This is a genomic window from Acinetobacter equi (assembly GCF_001307195.1).
Taxonomy (GTDB): domain Bacteria; phylum Pseudomonadota; class Gammaproteobacteria; order Pseudomonadales; family Moraxellaceae; genus Acinetobacter; species Acinetobacter equi.
This window is the reverse complement of the sequence record NZ_CP012808.1, coordinates 605,893-622,584: the sequence shown is the minus strand read 5'-3', so window position 1 is coordinate 622,584 and position 16,692 is coordinate 605,893. Positions and strand designations below refer to the sequence as shown.

Genomic DNA, 16,692 nt, shown 5'->3' with positions numbered 1-16,692 from the left:
ATCATGAGGCAAAAATGTTAATTCAGCGCGGTGGATTGAAAGTCGTTGCAGGACTCGGTATTTCTGGAGTGGCAGCTGTTAATTTTTTACATGATAAAGGATATCGAGTTGCTGTAACTGATTCACGTGAAAATCCGCCAGGGCACGATAAAATTCCTTCAGAAGTTCAACAAAGCTTTGGTAAACTTGATGAAGAATTATTATTACAAGCTGAAGAAATTATTATTAGCCCAGGACTAGATCCGAAACTACCAGAAATTCAGGCTGCGATTAAAAAAGGGATTCCTGTTGTAAGTGAAATTCAAATTTTACGTCGTGCAACAGATAAGCCTATTGTTGCAATTACAGGCTCAAATGCGAAAAGTACAGTAACGACATTAATGGGCTTGATGGCAAAAGATGCAGGTGTTCATGCAGCTGTTGGTGGTAATTTAGGACGTCCTGCACTTGATTTAACAAAAGATGATCCTGAAGTTTATATTTTAGAACTTTCAAGCTTTCAATTAGAAACAACCTCAAATCTTAATGCAGAAGTTGCTGTTGTTTTAAATATGAGTGAAGACCATCTTGATCGTCATGGTGATATGTTGGGTTATCACACTGCAAAACATCGTATTTTTCAAGGTGTAAAGAAGGTTGTTTATAATCGTGATGATTCTTTAACCCGTCCGTTAGTACCAGATACAACTCCAATGCAGAGCTTTGGTTTAAATGCACCTGATATGAATCAATACGGTATTTTAAAAGATACAGATGGTACAATTTGGTTGGCACGTGGTCGTGAACGTCTATTAAAAAGTTCAGATATGTATATTCAAGGTACGCATAATGTTGCCAATGCTTTAGCATGTTTGGCTTTAGGTGAGGCGATGGGTCTGGCTTTAGAAAAAATGTTAGAAACGTTGAAAACATTTAAAGGTTTAGAACATCGCTGTGAATTTGTTCGTGAGTTTAATCAAGTACGCTATTACAACGACTCTAAAGGAACAAATATTGGCGCGACCTTAGCAGCGATTGATGGCTTAGGTGCTGCGATTGAAGCGAAGGGTGGGAAAGTTGCCATTATTCTAGGTGGTCAGGGTAAAGGGCAAGACTTTACAGCTTTACGTGATTCATTAGCGAAGTATGCAAAAGTTGCAGTTTTAATTGGCGAAGATCGTTCAATTATTGAAACAGCAATTCAGGGTACTACAGAATTACTTCATGTAGAAACATTGAAAGAAGCAGTTGAATTGTGCCAAAAACATACGCAAGCAGATGATGTTGTTTTATTATCGCCTGCATGTGCAAGTTTTGATATGTTTAGTGGTTATGTACAACGTGGACATCAATTTGTTGCGATTGTAAATGAATTAAATTAATAAGAATTAAGGATTTCAGTATGGCTGGGTTTGCTCAGAATACTATACAAAAAATAAATGCGACATTTGAACGATTAGCACCTAAATTGCCTATTGAGTTCAATGTACGTAATGTGCTTATTTTTTGTGTCTTAGCACTGTTGTGCATTGGTACTATTATGGTGGCTTCTGCCTCAATGCCATATGCAGACCGTATGCATGAAAATGCATTTCATTATGTGACACGGCATAGTATCTCAATTTTAGTTGCTGCGGCAGCAGCTTTCGTTGCTTATCGCGTACCATTAAATGTTTGGTTTAATAATACTTTCTTCTTGTGGATTATTACGATTGCCTTGTTGGCGGCAGTATTAGTCATTGGTACTGAAGTGAATGGTTCTAAGCGATGGATTCGTATTGCAGGATTTACGCTACAAGCTTCTGAAGTTGCTAAAGTTATGATGGCAATTTTTACAGCAGATTATGTTGTACGACGTGCAGAAGAAGTTCGAAATAATATTAAAGGTCTTATTCGACTAGCAATTATTATGGCGGCAACGGTTGGTTTGGTTATGGCTGAGCCAGATTTAGGGGCAACAGTTGTAATTGCATTAACAATGTTGGGTGTATTCTTTTTAGCAGGAGCACCATTGATTCAGTTTGCAATTGCCTTTGGTGCAATTCTTGCTGCATTTGTCTTCCTTGTTGTTTTTGAGCCATATCGTTTTGAACGCTTGATGTCGTTTTCTAACCCTTGGAGTGATCCTTTAGGTGCTGGTTATCAGTTATCTAATGCATTGATGGCTTTTGGTCGTGGCGAATGGTTTGGTGTTGGCTTAGGTCATAGTATTCAGAAAATGTCTTACTTACCTGAGGCGCACACTGACTTTATGTTGGCTGTATTGGGTGAAGAGTTTGGATTCTTTGGTATTGCTACCGTTTTAATTCTTTCATTTGCAATGCTTGTTTGTTGCATCCGTATTGGGCATCGTGCCTTACAGAATCAATATTTACGTGCAGGTTACTTGGCGTATGGCATCAGCATTATTTTCTTATTACAAATTTTAGTGAATGCTGGAATGAATATGGGAATGTTGCCAACAAAAGGTTTAACGTTACCATTTATTAGTTACGGTGGTTCATCTTTAATTATGTGTGCGGTTATGGTGAGTTTAATTCTAAAAATTGAATCTATGACTCATGATAAAAACCCAAGCAGAGAAGAATCGAGTTTCTAAAATCTAAATCTTAGGAATGAAGAAGCCGAATATGATGAATGTCGTATTCGGTTTTTTTATAAATAAATACCAGAGAGTTCTGTAGTTTTAGGAATGTGCTGAATATCCCATTGTGCAATTGCTTGTTTCAGCATATTGGATGGTGTGTCTAGTTCTACAATAGGTTGGTTTAAAGCACTTAATGCTTGTTGTAGTAATTCAGAAGGATGACTTAAGTCGAGTGCTTGAGCCATATTTTGTTTAGAAAGTTTTTGTCCCTGATCATTCATTGCTAAGGGAAGATGCATGTACTTTAATTCAGGATAATGAAGTAGGCGAGCAAGCCAAATTTGTCGCTCAGTATTATCTAACAAGTCTGCACCACGAACAACGTGTGTCACGTCTTGTAAATAATCATCGACAACTACAGCAAGTTGATAATTAATAATGCCGTCACGACGCTTTAAGACAAAATCACCTAACTCATTATGTAAATTAGAACGGTGCTGTCCTTGAAGGCGATCTTCAAAGCAAATATTTTGATCGGCAACTTTAAGTCGAATGGCTTGATCTTTAAAAGGAAGTGCAAGATCTCGGCAAGTTCCGACATAAATATGATTTGAACCTAAAATTTTTCGAGTGCATTGACAGGCATAGACAAGATCATTTTGATGTAATTGCTGAATGACATCTTCGTAAATATTTAAACGATCTTTTTGAAAAATAATTTCTGAGTCAGGCTCAAATTGAAAGGCATCAATAGACTGAAGAATATGTTCTTCACTTCCTGGGTAGATGCGAGGGATATCAGTATCTTCAATACGCACATGCCAAAGCCCACTATGTGCACGTGCATCACAGTAACTTGCAACAGCGGTAATCAGTGAGCCGAAATGGAGTGGTCCAGTTGGCGAGGGAGCGAATCTCCCAACGTAAAAATCTACGTTTTTCCCTCCCTTTGAGCAAGAGAGGGATTGGGAGTGATCATTGAACACAGTGATTAACCGTTATTTTGTTTCTCTTTGATCTCAGCCAAAGTTTTACAGTCAATACAAAGTGTTGCAGTTGGACGAGCTTCTAAGCGACGTAAACCAATTTCGATACCACAAGTTTCACAGAAACCATAGTCATCATTTTTAATTGCTTCAATAGACTGTTCAATTTTACGAATCAGTTTACGCTCACGATCACGAGTACGTAATTCGATAGCGAATTCTTCTTCTTGTGTTGCACGGTCATTTACGTCTGGAAGAGCAGTATTTTCATCCTGCATAGTATTGAGTGTACGATCAACTTCAGACATTAACTCGGTTTTCCAAGCTAATAGAATTTTTTTGAAATGTTCCAATTGTCCTTCGGACATGTATTCTTCATTTTTCTTAGGTTGATAAGGCTCAATACCAAATAAGCTAGCAGTTGTCCCACCGTCTGCCTTTGGCTTTGGCTTACGCACACGTTTTGCAGATGATAATTCTGCAAGATCTGTTTGTTCATCCAAGACTTGATTTTGGTTGTCATTTGCCATAGTAGGGCAATCCTCATCATATACGTATTATTGTATACGCAAAAAATATGGTGATATGCAAGTGTCTTTCATTTACTTCCATCCAAGAGATTGCTCTCTCGGGGGACGTCATGATATAGACTTTTTATCTATTTTGATAGTCTAAGATGTTTACAATAGACGTATCGCATTTTATTTAGAACGCATTAAAGTAATTCAAAAAGAATTAAAATAAAAGCTAGTAACCTGAAATATCTGAATTTATTTTCACATTTTTGTGATTTATACGATGAATTTGAGTTTTAAACTCCCCATTTTCTTTTAAATGTAAAACCCGGTAACCAGGAGCCTCTTCATCTAATGCAAAATTCTCACTTTTTGGTTTGAACTGTACACATGTAGAAGGTGTAGAATAAAAATGTATTCCATTCCATTGATTCCAAGAGTCTTGATGAACATGACCAAATAAGACTAATTTAATGTTTTGATGCTTTTCTAAAACTTTAGTTAAATGATTTGTATTTTTAAGAATATGATGGTCAATCCATTGTGAATGCATTTCAAAAGGATGATGATGACAAGTCACAATAATATGTTGATCTTTATATTGTGTAAGTAATTGATCAAGTTGTTCTAGTTGTTCATCCTCAATAAAACCATATACTTTATTTTTAACAGCACTGTTTAATAGAATTATTGTCCATTTACCGAAATGTACTGCATTTGCTACATTTTTTCCTTCGTGAAATGGAAAAATTGCAGCATCATCATGATTTCCAGGAATTTGATAATGTGGAATATTTAACTTTTCCATAAAATGAAGATAGTGTTCATATGTTTCTGGTGCTGCAACTTGTGCTAAGTCACCTGTATGAACAATGGTGTCTACATCTGGATAACGTTGTTGAATATCCTCCATGACAGCATAGAATGTTTCAGCAGGATTCATGTGTACAAATTCCAACTCATCTTGATTCATTAGATGTGTGTCAGAAATTTGAATCATTAACCATTCTTTTTGATTCTCATTAGACAAAGCCATGTCCATCCCCTTAGACATTCTTTATAGTTATGGTTTGCAGTAGCCATTGTAACGCCATAATTACAGGCGCATTTCTCAGTCTACCATTACGAAGCAAAATAGGAATATCTTTATAATCAATAATATGTAATTGAATGTTTTCCCCTTCATTTTCTACACCAAAAATACCACCTTCTAATGGTAAATCAGCTTGTGCTGTATATAGATGAAATAACTCATCGCAAGCACCAGCAGAAGGGTAGAAACTAAAGATATGTTCTAATTCATGAATATGACAACCGGATTCTTCAAAAGCTTCTCTTCGAACACAACTTTCAGGGGTTTCATCAGCATCGAGAACACCTGCAATGATTTCTAATTGCCAAGGTGATGTTTCATCATCAATTGCACCAATACGAAATTGTTCAATGAGTGCAATTTTTTGTTTTTGTTCATCATAAATCAGTACGCCAGCTGCTTCAGGGCGATGAATGAGTTCTCTTTGTAGAATAGGAGTATGATTTTCTTGATGAAATAAGCGATGGTCTAGACTTACTTTTTCAACACCAATAAAGCCAGAATATAAACGGTGACGTTCATGAAGATTAAAATCTTTTTTACTATATGTTGCTTGTTTGAGAATCGTCATAAAATTTCTTAGAAGATGATAAAAACACCTATTTTTAATCCTAACTGAGTTTTTAATGAACTTGAAATGTTTTTTAGCATTAATTTCTTTTTTTAAAGAAAGATCATGATGGCAGATGCATCATGATCTTAAAATATAGGCTACAATTTTATTGAATTACAGCCCTTTTTTAAATTTTTATGTGCTTATTAAGACTTAAATACTTTTTGAATATTCACGTACATTTTGTGTAATTTTCATAGAGCAAAATTTTGGACCACACATTGAACAAAAGTGAGCAGATTTATGAGCTTCTTTTGGCATTGTTTCATCATGCATACTGCGCGCTGTATCTGGATCTAAGCTTAAATTAAATTGATCCTCCCAACGGAATTCAAAACGTGCTTTAGATAAAGCATTATCTCGAACTTGAGCACCAGGATGACCTTTAGCTAAATCAGCGGCATGTGCGGCAATCTTGTAAGTGATAATGCCATCTTTCACATCTTTTTTATTAGGTAAACCGAGATGTTCTTTTGGTGTTACATAACACAACATAGCCGTTCCATACCAACCAATCATAGCAGCGCCAATTGCAGAGGTAATGTGGTCATAGCCAGGAGCGATATCGGTTGTTAATGGACCTAATGTATAAAAAGGAGCTTCTTTACAAACTTCGAGTTGTAAATCCATATTTTCTTTAATCATATGCATAGGCACATGACCAGGACCTTCAATCATGACTTGTACATCATGTTCCCAAGCACGATGAGTGAGTTCACCAAGAGTTTTTAATTCAGAAAATTGAGCAGTATCGTTTGCATCTTGAATACAGCCTGGACGTAGACCATCTCCTAAACTAAAAGACACATCATAGGCTTTCATGATTTCGCAAATATCATCGAAATGTGTATATAAAAAGTTTTCTTTTTGATGTGATAAACACCACTGTGCCATGATGGAACCGCCACGTGAAACAATGCCAGTTAAACGATTTGCAGTGAGTGGAACATATTCTAAAAGTACACCTGCATGAATCGTGAAGTAATCGACACCTTGTTCTGCTTGTTCAATCAATGTGTCTTTAAAGATTTCCCATGTTAGGTTTTCTGCAATTCCATCTACTTTTTCTAGAGCTTGATAAATAGGAACTGTACCAATTGGAACAGGGGAGTTACGAATAATCCATTCACGGGTTTCATGAATATTTTTCCCTGTCGATAAATCCATAATTGTGTCTGCACCCCAGCGGGTTGCCCAAGTCATTTTAGCGACTTCTTCATCAATAGATGAACCTAGTGCAGAGTTACCAATATTGGCATTAATTTTAACTAAAAAATTCCGACCAATAATCATGGGTTCGCATTCAGGGTGATTAATATTGGCTGGAATAATGGCACGTCCTTCAGCAACTTCCTGACGCACGAACTCTGGAGTGATTTCTGTTAAATTTTTTGCACCAAAGTTCTGCCCTTGATGTTGGCGAATATCAATACCTTCTAATTGACGTTGATTTTCACGAATCGCAATATATTCCATTTCAGGCGTAATAATGCCTTGTTTGGCATAGTGCATTTGTGTGATATTTTTTCCAATTTTTGCTTTTCGTGGGTTTTGAATATGCGCAAAACGAATATTGGCAGTACGAATATCTTTTAAGCGAGCTTGTCCAAACTCGGAGCTGAGTTGAGATAGATATTCTGTATCTTCACGTTCTTTAATCCATTTTTCTCGAACATGAGGTAAGCCTTGATTGAGATCTATTTGGATATTTGGATCGGTATATACTCCAGATGTGTCATAAACCATAATAGGTAAATTTTCTGTTCCACCTAAGCCTTCAGGCGTATTTGTAAGACTAATTTCACGCATAGGTACTTGGATATCTGGGCGTGAACCTTGAATATAAACTTTTCTTGAAGCGGGAAGAATTCGGGTGAGATCTAGGGCATCTTGCTCATGTTGAGCAGAAATGTCTGAAGCGGTGAGATTCGTTAATTGGTTCATTGCAATGATCCTTATGAATGACATCAACGAATCAAGCACGACCAAAAACGTGGCAGAGTGATCTTACAATTTAAGTAAGAAAAGAAGGGCTTTCGTTTTTAGATGGCTTGATTCCTACGCAGGTTTTAACCTGATCAGGTTCAACGGTACTCATCCTCAAAAGTATTCATTACTTTTGGATAATCTCAGCGAGTGATTACTCGCGCTCCGTCAAGCGATGTTTAAATTTTAGCATATTTATTATTCTGAAAAATGATCAATTTATTCTAAATTCAGTAAAGTGATTAACTGTTGTTGATAGTTTTTTTGAAAGGTATTTATAAATTCTTCTTGTTGATATAGGTAAGCATTATATTCTGCTTGAGAATCAGTTTCTTCATTAAACGAAGCATCCATTTTTTTTGAAGATGTCACATAGTCTAAAAATTTTTTTGCTTTTTCTGCGGATTGAGATTGAGTTTTAGAGATTTTGGTAATGGCTTTTAATGCGTCAGGATTAATTTCAAAATCTAAATATTCAAACTCAAATACAGGCGTATTTTCTAAACCTAAAAACAGGTATTTTTGATAAAACTGAATGTGTTTTTGTGCCATATTTTTAAAATGGCTTTGAGGATATTGTTTTATATAGTTTTCCCAAAAAATAATCCAGTCACCTAGTTGTGTAAATGAAACAGTTAATCCAGCATCGTTATCAATACTTCCACCGATTGTATTTTCTTGATTTCGGTATTCTTTTAGATAAATTTGATCTGATTTTTGTAATGATGGTGAAAATATTTTAATTACATATTCAGGATTTAGAGCAATATCATAAGAACCTTCGCCTTGATAATATTGGTAAAAATAAATCTGATCTATATGATCAATAACATATTTTTCAGAAGGTGACATGCTGTTGTAAAGCTTTTCAAGTTGTATATCTGAAAGGGAATTTTTTTCATCCATTTGTCGAATGTAATATTGCAATTTTTTGGGAAGATTTTCTATTTGAAATTCGTATATAGTTTTTGTTGCTTCAAACCATTCATAACGCTTTTCCAAAGGTACAGAAGCCAAACATGTTTTAAACAGTTCGTTTAATTCAACCAACATTTTAGCATCATAGGTTTTTTTAAGAACGGCAATTTTTGCATCGACTTGGTCGCAATTTGAGACAGTCGTTGGAATTGCAACTTCAGATGCAGAAATTTGAGATTGGACAATTTGTTCTTGGACTTTTTCTGGTGTATTTGATGTATTTTGTTTTTGGCATCCAAGAAGGAAAACGCTTAATAAAATACATGATATGGAAATTTGGTTTTTAATTTTATAATTCACGGAGAAACTCTTTTTTAATATTGATTTTAAGAATATTGGGAGTATATGAAATTAGATAGCTAAATAGAAGAAGGGTTTTTGAAGGTTAATAGTGGTTATGTAATTGTCATAAAAAATTCATGATTTTGGTGTTTAATGATATGACTATAATTTAATATCTGATGCTGTGGAGATATCTCTTGAGCTTAAATAACCCCATTCTAAACCATCATATTTCATCGCAATTTAACGAAGAACTACAAGATGTAAATACGAAATTTATGACAATGGGTGGCTTCGTAGAACAGCAAGTAGCAAATGCAATACATGCTTTATTAGATACAAATGCTGAACTTGCAATGGATGTGCAACTTCAAGATGCGGTAGTAAATAGATTTGAAACAGAAATTGATGAAGCATTGACTTTGATTTTAGCGCGACGACATCCTGCTGCTATCGATTTGCGTATGGTAATTGCAATGTCCAAAGCTAATACAGATTTAGAACGTATTGGTGATGAAGCAGCAAAAATTGCTCGAATTGCTCAAAATTTATGTGAAGAGGGTGGCTCTCCACGTGGTTATATGGAAACGCGCCATATCGGGAATCAAGTACGTGTAATGATTCATGATGCCTTAGATGCTTTTGCTCGTTTGGATGTTGATCAGGCATTGCGTGTGCTACTTGCAGATGCAGATATTGATCGTGAATATCAATCAGCGACTCGAACATTAATGACATATATGATGGAAGATCCACGCCATATTGCACGTGTGATTAATGTGATGTGGGTTTTACGAGCACTAGAACGTGTAGGTGATCATGCTCGTAATATTTCAGAACAAGTTATTTATATGGTTAAGGGGTTAGATGTTCGCCATACTAGCGTTAAAGAAATTGAAGAAAAAGTACATAAATAAGATTTTAACTAAAGGCTCCTTTTAAAGGAGCTTTTTTTATTTATTAAAATTTAGAGTAAAAAAAATCTCAGATTTTGGGGGAAATCTGAGATTATAAATGGTGATATTAATTGTGCTTAACATCTCCTAGATCTTTATAATAAGCGTATAAAGTGAGAAAAACATGTGGCTTATTGTTGCCAAATGTATAGTTTTATTTAAAAGTGTATATTTAAGTTACATTAAACAAATTTTATAAAAACAATCAAAATTTTCTTTTCTAAAGGGAAGTGAAAACAGATTTTAATTTATTATTTTATTTAATTTCAGCTTGTTGGTGGGTTTTGGTAGGGAATGCTTTAATTTTGATTTGTTATTATTTCTTATAAAAAAGAGCCTCATATGAGACTCCTTTTATAGAATATTCAACTATTTAAATAATGTAGAATGGAAAGTATATTCCATTGTAACGTTATTCTGGTTTCAGTCCTTCAGCCTTTTCTAAAGTTTCATCATTATTGAAAAACTTTTCACGTTGTTCTTCAAGAAACTTTTTGGCATCTGGTTCAAAAACATTTAAACGCTTTTCATTGATTAGTGTTGTTTGGTGTTTTAACCATTCTTGCCAAGCTTGCTTTGATACGCTATCAAATAATTCTTGACCTTTTGCACCAGGAAATGGTGCAAAGGCTAAGCCTTCCATTTCTTGTTGATATTTACGGCAAAATACTTGTCGAGACATATCAAGACTCCAAATTTAAATTTTAAGACTTAAGCGTAAAGCTGTTCTAAGCGAGAATAAGCACGGGCAATCGCTGCTTCAACTTGAGCAGGTGCTGTGCCACCAATGTGATTACGCGCATTCACTGAAGCTTCAAGAGTTAATGCTTTTTCAAACACATCAGCTTGGATAAGATCAGAGAATTGTTGAAGTTGCTCAAGTGTAAGTTCAGATAAGTCTTTACCTTCTTGAACACCTAAAGCAACAGCTTTACCTACAATTTCATGAGCATCACGGAAAGCAACGCCATTTTTTACTAAATAATCAGCAAGGTCAGTTGCTGTAGAGAAGCCACGAAGTGCAGCTTCACGCATGATTTCAATATTTGGTATCAATGCAGGAATCATGTCAGCAAAAGCCATGAGTGAGCCACGAACAGTATCGATCGCATCAAATAATGGCTCTTTGTCTTCTTGGTTATCTTTGTTATACGCTAATGGTTGACCTTTCATAAGCGTTAATAAGCTCATCAAGTCACCATAAACACGACCTGTTTTGCCACGAATCAATTCAGGAACATCTGGATTTTTCTTTTGTGGCATGATTGATGAGCCAGTACAGAAACGATCAGGAATGTTCACAAATTTAAACTGAGCTGAAGTCCAAAGAATCATTTCTTCTGACATGCGTGATAAATGCATCATAATTAAAGATGCGGCTGCATTGAATTCAATACCGAAATCACGATCAGATACTGCATCTAATGAGTTTTCACAAACAGCTTCGAAACCTAAAAGTTCAGCAGTAAAAGCACGATCGATAGGATAAGTTGTACCTGCAAGTGCAGCAGAGCCAAGCGGTAAACGGTTTACACGTTTACGGCAGTCGATTAAACGTTCAGAATCACGTACTAACATTTCAAACCAAGCCATTAAATGGTGACCAAAAGTCACAGGCTGAGCTGTCTGAAGATGAGTAAAACCAGGCATAATTGTGTTGGTGTTTTTAGCTGCTAAGCTCAAAATACCTTTTTGCAATTTTTCAAGTAATTGTAAAATCGCATCAATTTCATCACGTACATATAGGCGAATATCTGTTGCGACTTGGTCATTACGGCTACGACCTGTATGTAGCTTTTTACCTGTGATACCGATACGCTGGGTCAAGCGTGACTCAATATTCATATGCACATCTTCTAAATCGATGCGCCATTCAAAATTACCAGCCTCAATATCTGCTTTAATGGCTGTTAAACCATTAATGATGTCATCACGTTCTTGCTCTGTTAAGACACCAACTTTCGCAAGCATAGTTGCATGAGCAATAGAACCTGCAATATCTTGTTTATAAAAGCGTTGGTCAAATTGAACAGATGCTGTAAATTCAGCAACAAATGCATCAGTAGCTTCAGAGAAACGACCGCCCCACATGCCAGAAGTTTGGGCTTGTGACGGATTTGAGGAATTAGAAGATGTGGTCATATCGGCTCAATAAAATAAAAAGCAGTAATTTGAACAAGAGTATAACAAATTCAACACAAGTTGCCGAAGAACAAGTTGATCAAACTTTGGTGAACCCTATTTTAAGTAAAAAATATCATTATTTTTTTAATAAAGAAGGGAATTGGCAATATTTGATTGAATTATTTGTCGGGAGTGCTGTTCTTGCTTTTATATTGGTTCTAGCAGAAACCCAAGGCTGGGACAATTTTAATTTTATGCAGTTTATCCAATCTCTTTTATTTATAGATTGGATTTTATTTGTATTAATTGTATTACAAACGTCATTTAGTTCATTTTTTTCTAAAGTGAACCTAGCTAGATCATTAATTTTAAATTTTCTTCTTTTACAAATTATTGTTTTTGTAACCACAATTGTGCTGAATTTTTCATATTATTTAGGAAGTAATTTTGGTTTTGAACCTTTGACTCGAGAGGTCTTATTTAAGAACGTTACTTTAAATTTAAGTTACGGTATTTTATTGGGAGCATTTTGCTTTCGTTATTTATATGTTAGGGAGCAATGGATTAGACAACAAAAAAGTGAGTTGCAGGCAAAAATTGATGCATTACAAGCACGTATTCATCCTCATTTTTTATTTAATAGTTTAAATAATGTTGTTAGTTTAATTTCGACTGATCCTGATAAAGCTGAAAATTTACTACTGAATTTATCTAGATTATTTCGTGCAAGTTTACAAGAATTCAAATTGGTAAGCTTGAAGGATGAACTTGACCTTTGCCAAAAATATTTAGAAATAGAGAAAAATAGGCTAGGGGAAAGATTGAATATTGAATGGAAGTTTGAATAAACCGAGGTATTTCATAAAATTCAAATCCCACTTCTGACTTTACAACCGTTATTAGAAAATAGTATTTTTCATGGGGTAGAAAAAAAATTATCACCAAGTACGATTAGCATATTGATTGAAGTCTTGCAGAATAAAGTCAATATAGTCATAACAAATCCATGTGCGCCAGTAAAAATCAACATAAGGCAACATAATGGAATAGCAATAAAAAATGTAAAGCAACGATTGGAAGCATATTATGGACAATCAGTTATTTTTCGAGTACATCAAACAGAGAAAATACATACCACCTTTATTCAATACCAATACAAATAAAGAACTTATTGCTTTCAAGGAAGAATGAAAGTACGGATATAAGGAATAAAATGAATATTTTAATATGTGATGATGAGCCATTAGCAATTGAACGTTTATCTAGATTGGTCACTCAACTTGGGCATTGTGTAGTTGCAACAGCATCTCATGGTGAGCAAGCGTTAGAAATGGCAGAACTACATTTACCAGATGTTGTTTTACTTGATATTGAAATGCCTGATATGAGTGGTCTAATGTGTGCTCAACTTTTAAGAAAATTGAGTCCAATGCCAGCTATTGTTTTTTGTACAGCGTATGATGAACATGCTTTGGAGGCTTTTAAAACTCAGGCTGATGGATATTTATTGAAACCTATTATTCAACAAGAATTACAACAGGTTTTAAGTCATTTATCAAAGTTAACAAGTGCTCAAATGAGCAATATAAAACAACAAGAAGATATGAGCGAATTAAATATTAGGCGGAATAAAATTGTTGCTAAAACTCATCGTGGTGTAGAGCTTGTTGCACTAGAAAATATCTATTATTTCTTGGCTGATCAAAAATATGTTTTAGTAAGACATCGTGAAGGAAGTGTTTTAATTGATGAAACATTAAAAGATCTTGAACAAGAATTTGGTGATCAATTTATTCGAGTTCATCGAAATGCTTTAGTTGCAGCTGCTTATTTGGATGGATTAGAGTTGGTTAGCTCAGGACAGTATCAGGTCCGATGTAGAGAATTAGCAGATCGTTTAATCGTAAGTAGAAGGCATTTGCCTGCGTTAAGAGAGCGTATTCAAAACTTATAAATATTGTAAAAAATAATATGAGTGAAAGGCTATTTTATGTTAATTCGCTTGCATTTTTTACAATTCAAGTTAAGTTTACATTTAATGATTCAATTTAGAATTTTAATAGCATGATGAAAACCCTGAAAATTGCAACTCGACAAAGCCCTCTTGCTTTATGGCAGGCAGAACATATCCGTGCACGTTTGGAAGAAATGCACCAAGATTTGAACGTTGAGTTGGTTACATTTGTGACTCAGGGCGATAAAATTTTAGATACACCATTGGCTAAAATTGGTGGAAAAGGGTTGTTTGTAAAAGAGCTTGAGGCTGCATTATTGGATGGGCGTGCAGATTTAGCCGTGCATTCAATGAAAGATGTACCTATGCAATTGCCAGAAGGTTTAACTTTGGCAGTTATTTGTGAACGTGAAGATCCTTTAGATGCTTTTGTTTCTAATACGTATGCAAGTTTTAATGATTTACCATTAGGTGCAAAAGTTGGTACTTCAAGTTTACGCCGTAAATGCCAGATTTTAACAGCACGTCCAGATTTAGAAATTGTTGATTTACGTGGAAATGTAGGTACACGATTATCTAAGTTAGATAATGGACAATATGATGCGATTATTTTAGCAAGTGCTGGATTGAAACGTTTAGGTCTTCATGAGCGAATTCGTCATACAATTCAACCAGATGTAAGTTTACCAGCAGTTGGACAAGGTGCATTAGGCTTAGAATGTCGGGAAGGTGATCAAGATATACTAAATTTGATTTTGCCATTATTGCATCAGGAAACAGATGTATGTGTACGGGCAGAGCGAGCATTTAATGCGTATTTAGAAGGTGGTTGTCAGGTTCCGATTGCAGGTTATGCAACATTAAATCATGGAAAAATTTTGATGGAAGGGCGTGTAGGGAGTGTTGATGGTAAAGTGCTTTTAAAAGCAGAGCTGGAGGCACACCCCGAAGATGCTGTAAAACTTGGTGAACAATTAGCTCAAGAGTTGCTTGCACAAGGTGCGGGAGAGCTATTAAAAGCATTGCATTAATATGCTATTTATTAATACACGACCATTAGAACGAGCTGAAGCATTGTCTTCAGCTCTTTTGAATTTTAATATTGATGTGATTAATTTTCCTCTTTTAGAGCTAAAGGAGCATCCCTTTTCATCTGAACTTCAGTATCTATACCATCAATTGCTTGATGCTTCTGTTATTGTCGTTGTGAGCCCAACCGCCGTAGAGGTTGGAATGAAATTTTTGCATAAGTGCAAAATTGAATTAAGCGATTTATCTCAAATACAGTGGATTGCAGTTGGCGAAAAAACAGCTGAAGAGCTAAAGAAATATCAGATAGAAAGTTTTATCCCATCCGTTGAAACTTCAGAGGGAATGCTACAACTGCCTATTTTAGATACTTTGAATAAAGGTGCTAAAGTTGCATTTTGGAGAGGAGAAGGGGGGCGTCAATTTATGATGGAGTCTCTTCGTCAAAATGGGATGGATGTTTTAAATTTCATTTTATATGAGCGCCAACTTCCTGAAGAGTCTCAAGTGCAATCGCAACAACTTATTGCAATGATACAAGATAAAAAGAGTTATATTGCATTGATTACAAGTGAAGCAAGTTGGTTGAACTGGCTTGACGTACTTAAAACTCATTCTGATTTGATTGATCAAGGTCAGTATTGGGTGTTAGGGGATCGATTATTCAATATTTTAAACTTTTATAAAAAACAGCAAAATTTAGATTATTCGATCGTGAAATTAATGAATTTGAAAATAGAATCAATACTTCTGCATATTGACGAGATACAAGGAAGACTATGAAAAAGGTTTATATTTTATTACTTGTATTAAGTTTAGCTTGGATGATAAAACTAAGCTTTGACGTATCTAAAATGTCAACTCAGCAGCAGAATGTGATGCAAGATTTACATCAATTAGAAAATTCAAATTCGAATTTAAATGATCAGATGGTTGCATTACAGCGACCAGATTATGATGTAAAAGAAGTCAAAACAATCCAAATTCAAGAAGAAAAAGCCAATAATGATGCTTTAACGCGTGATTTAATTAAGCAACAACTTACTTTAATTGAATTCGCTTTAAAGCAAAACAAACCTTATTATGCATTGGATAAAATCATTACTCTAGGTCAGCAGTTAAATGCCTATCCAATATCAATTGAATTAAAAGATAGTTTAGAAAAAGCAATTGATAAAGATATTAATATCTTAAAACAATATGTGGCAACCCAAGATGAACAAAATCAAATGATTCAAAAGGTATTGCAACAAGTTGATTTAGAGTTAACGTTAGAATCAACAAATCGTACTTTAACTCCTGCACAAACACAGGAAGATCATTTTTGGAGAAAATGGTTAAGTATTGAATCAGTAAATAAGCCAGCGAAGCAATTGACACAAAGACCATTAATAATGAAAGAAGCGCAGTTGCGTTTAATTATGGCAAGGCAAATATTATTAAATGATCAATATAATCAATACCAAATTGAATTAAATGAAATTATTATTTTATTGCAACAATTACCTGATCAAAAAACACAGAAAATAATAAAACAATTAGAAAATCTAAAAAAGGTAAATAAAATTTCAATACCTAAATTAACCACTCGAACATTAGTAGGCTAAATT

Annotated in this window: 14 protein-coding genes, 2 pseudogenes and 1 riboswitch; of the genes and pseudogenes, 8 read left to right on the top strand and 8 right to left on the bottom strand. The window is 34.8% G+C overall.

Translation table 11 applies throughout. From position 1 onward, the window contains the following. The first annotated feature begins 14 nt into the window (after positions 1-14). Positions 15-1,361, top strand: coding sequence for a UDP-N-acetylmuramoyl-L-alanine--D-glutamate ligase (gene murD, locus AOY20_RS02945; RefSeq protein ID WP_054580479.1), 1,347 nt, complete (start codon positions 15-17; stop codon positions 1,359-1,361). 20 nt (positions 1,362-1,381) lie between these two features. Beyond that, the gene (gene ftsW, locus AOY20_RS02940; protein ID WP_054580478.1) at positions 1,382-2,578 is read left to right on the top strand and encodes a putative lipid II flippase FtsW; all 1,197 of its coding nucleotides are present in this window, start codon (positions 1,382-1,384) and stop codon (positions 2,576-2,578) included. A 56-nt stretch (positions 2,579-2,634) separates the two neighbouring features. Here ftsW and gluQRS read toward each other — a convergent pair whose 3' ends face one another. The 6 genes and pseudogenes from gluQRS to AOY20_RS02910 all read right to left on the bottom strand — a co-directional run bounded on the left by gluQRS (position 2,635) and on the right by AOY20_RS02910 (position 9,037). Continuing rightward, positions 2,635-3,552, bottom strand: coding sequence for a tRNA glutamyl-Q(34) synthetase GluQRS (gene gluQRS / locus AOY20_RS02935; protein WP_054580477.1), 918 nt, complete (start codon positions 3,550-3,552; stop codon positions 2,635-2,637). A gap of 5 nt (positions 3,553-3,557) precedes the next feature. Continuing rightward, on the bottom strand, positions 3,558-4,082 hold the full coding sequence (gene dksA, locus AOY20_RS02930; protein ID WP_054580476.1) for an RNA polymerase-binding protein DksA: 525 nt from the start codon (positions 4,080-4,082) through the stop codon (positions 3,558-3,560). Between the two features lie 217 nt (positions 4,083-4,299). Then, entirely contained in the window at positions 4,300-5,109 is an 810-nt protein-coding gene (cpdA, locus tag AOY20_RS02925) for a 3',5'-cyclic-AMP phosphodiesterase (protein WP_417855675.1), read from the bottom strand. A 4-nt stretch (positions 5,110-5,113) separates the two neighbouring features. Then, a complete protein-coding gene (locus AOY20_RS02920) occupies positions 5,114-5,731 on the bottom strand; it encodes an NUDIX domain-containing protein (RefSeq protein ID WP_054580474.1) in 618 nt (205 codons plus the stop codon). Between the two features lie 198 nt (positions 5,732-5,929). Continuing rightward, positions 5,930-7,717 (bottom strand): annotated as a pseudogene (thiC, locus tag AOY20_RS02915) (phosphomethylpyrimidine synthase ThiC); the annotation flags it as partial. 94 nt (positions 7,718-7,811) lie between these two features. Further along, positions 7,812-7,937: riboswitch (TPP riboswitch) on the bottom strand. Between the two features lie 41 nt (positions 7,938-7,978). Further along, the gene (locus tag AOY20_RS02910) at positions 7,979-9,037 is read right to left on the bottom strand and encodes a hypothetical protein (RefSeq protein ID WP_054580473.1); all 1,059 of its coding nucleotides are present in this window, start codon (positions 9,035-9,037) and stop codon (positions 7,979-7,981) included. Between the two features lie 179 nt (positions 9,038-9,216). Between AOY20_RS02910 and phoU the strand changes: the two genes are divergently transcribed. Next, the gene (gene phoU, locus AOY20_RS02905; RefSeq protein WP_054580472.1) at positions 9,217-9,936 is read left to right on the top strand and encodes a phosphate signaling complex protein PhoU; all 720 of its coding nucleotides are present in this window, start codon (positions 9,217-9,219) and stop codon (positions 9,934-9,936) included. A gap of 451 nt (positions 9,937-10,387) precedes the next feature. Here the strand turns inward: phoU and AOY20_RS02900 are convergent, their stop codons facing one another. After that, positions 10,388-10,657 carry an oxidative damage protection protein gene (locus tag AOY20_RS02900; RefSeq protein WP_054580471.1) on the bottom strand — a complete coding sequence of 90 codons (270 nt, stop codon included), beginning with the start codon at positions 10,655-10,657 and terminating at the stop codon, positions 10,388-10,390. Between the two features lie 29 nt (positions 10,658-10,686). Continuing rightward, positions 10,687-12,117 (bottom strand): argininosuccinate lyase, encoded by a 1,431-nt coding sequence (gene argH / locus AOY20_RS02895; RefSeq protein WP_054580470.1) that lies wholly within the window; start codon positions 12,115-12,117, stop codon positions 10,687-10,689. Here argH and AOY20_RS02890 point away from each other — a divergent pair. The 5 genes and pseudogenes from AOY20_RS02890 (at position 12,108) to AOY20_RS02870 (ending at position 16,689) form a co-directional block, all read left to right on the top strand. Beyond that, positions 12,108-13,262: pseudogene (locus AOY20_RS02890) on the top strand (sensor histidine kinase). The gene argH and the pseudogene AOY20_RS02890 sit on opposite strands and share 10 nt — an antisense overlap. Positions 13,263-13,312: 50 nt before the next feature. After that, entirely contained in the window at positions 13,313-14,053 is a 741-nt protein-coding gene (locus AOY20_RS02885; protein ID WP_054580469.1) for a LytR/AlgR family response regulator transcription factor, read from the top strand. Between the two features lie 113 nt (positions 14,054-14,166). Next, on the top strand, positions 14,167-15,084 hold the full coding sequence (hemC, locus tag AOY20_RS02880; RefSeq protein WP_054582523.1) for a hydroxymethylbilane synthase: 918 nt from the start codon (positions 14,167-14,169) through the stop codon (positions 15,082-15,084). Between the two features lies 1 nt (position 15,085). After that, positions 15,086-15,865, top strand: coding sequence for a uroporphyrinogen-III synthase (locus AOY20_RS02875; protein ID WP_054580468.1), 780 nt, complete (start codon positions 15,086-15,088; stop codon positions 15,863-15,865). Further along, complete coding sequence (locus tag AOY20_RS02870) at positions 15,862-16,689, top strand: hypothetical protein (RefSeq protein ID WP_054580467.1); 828 nt, start codon at positions 15,862-15,864, stop codon at positions 16,687-16,689. The genes AOY20_RS02875 and AOY20_RS02870 overlap by 4 nt, the downstream gene beginning before the upstream one ends. Positions 16,690-16,692: the final 3 nt, after the last annotated feature.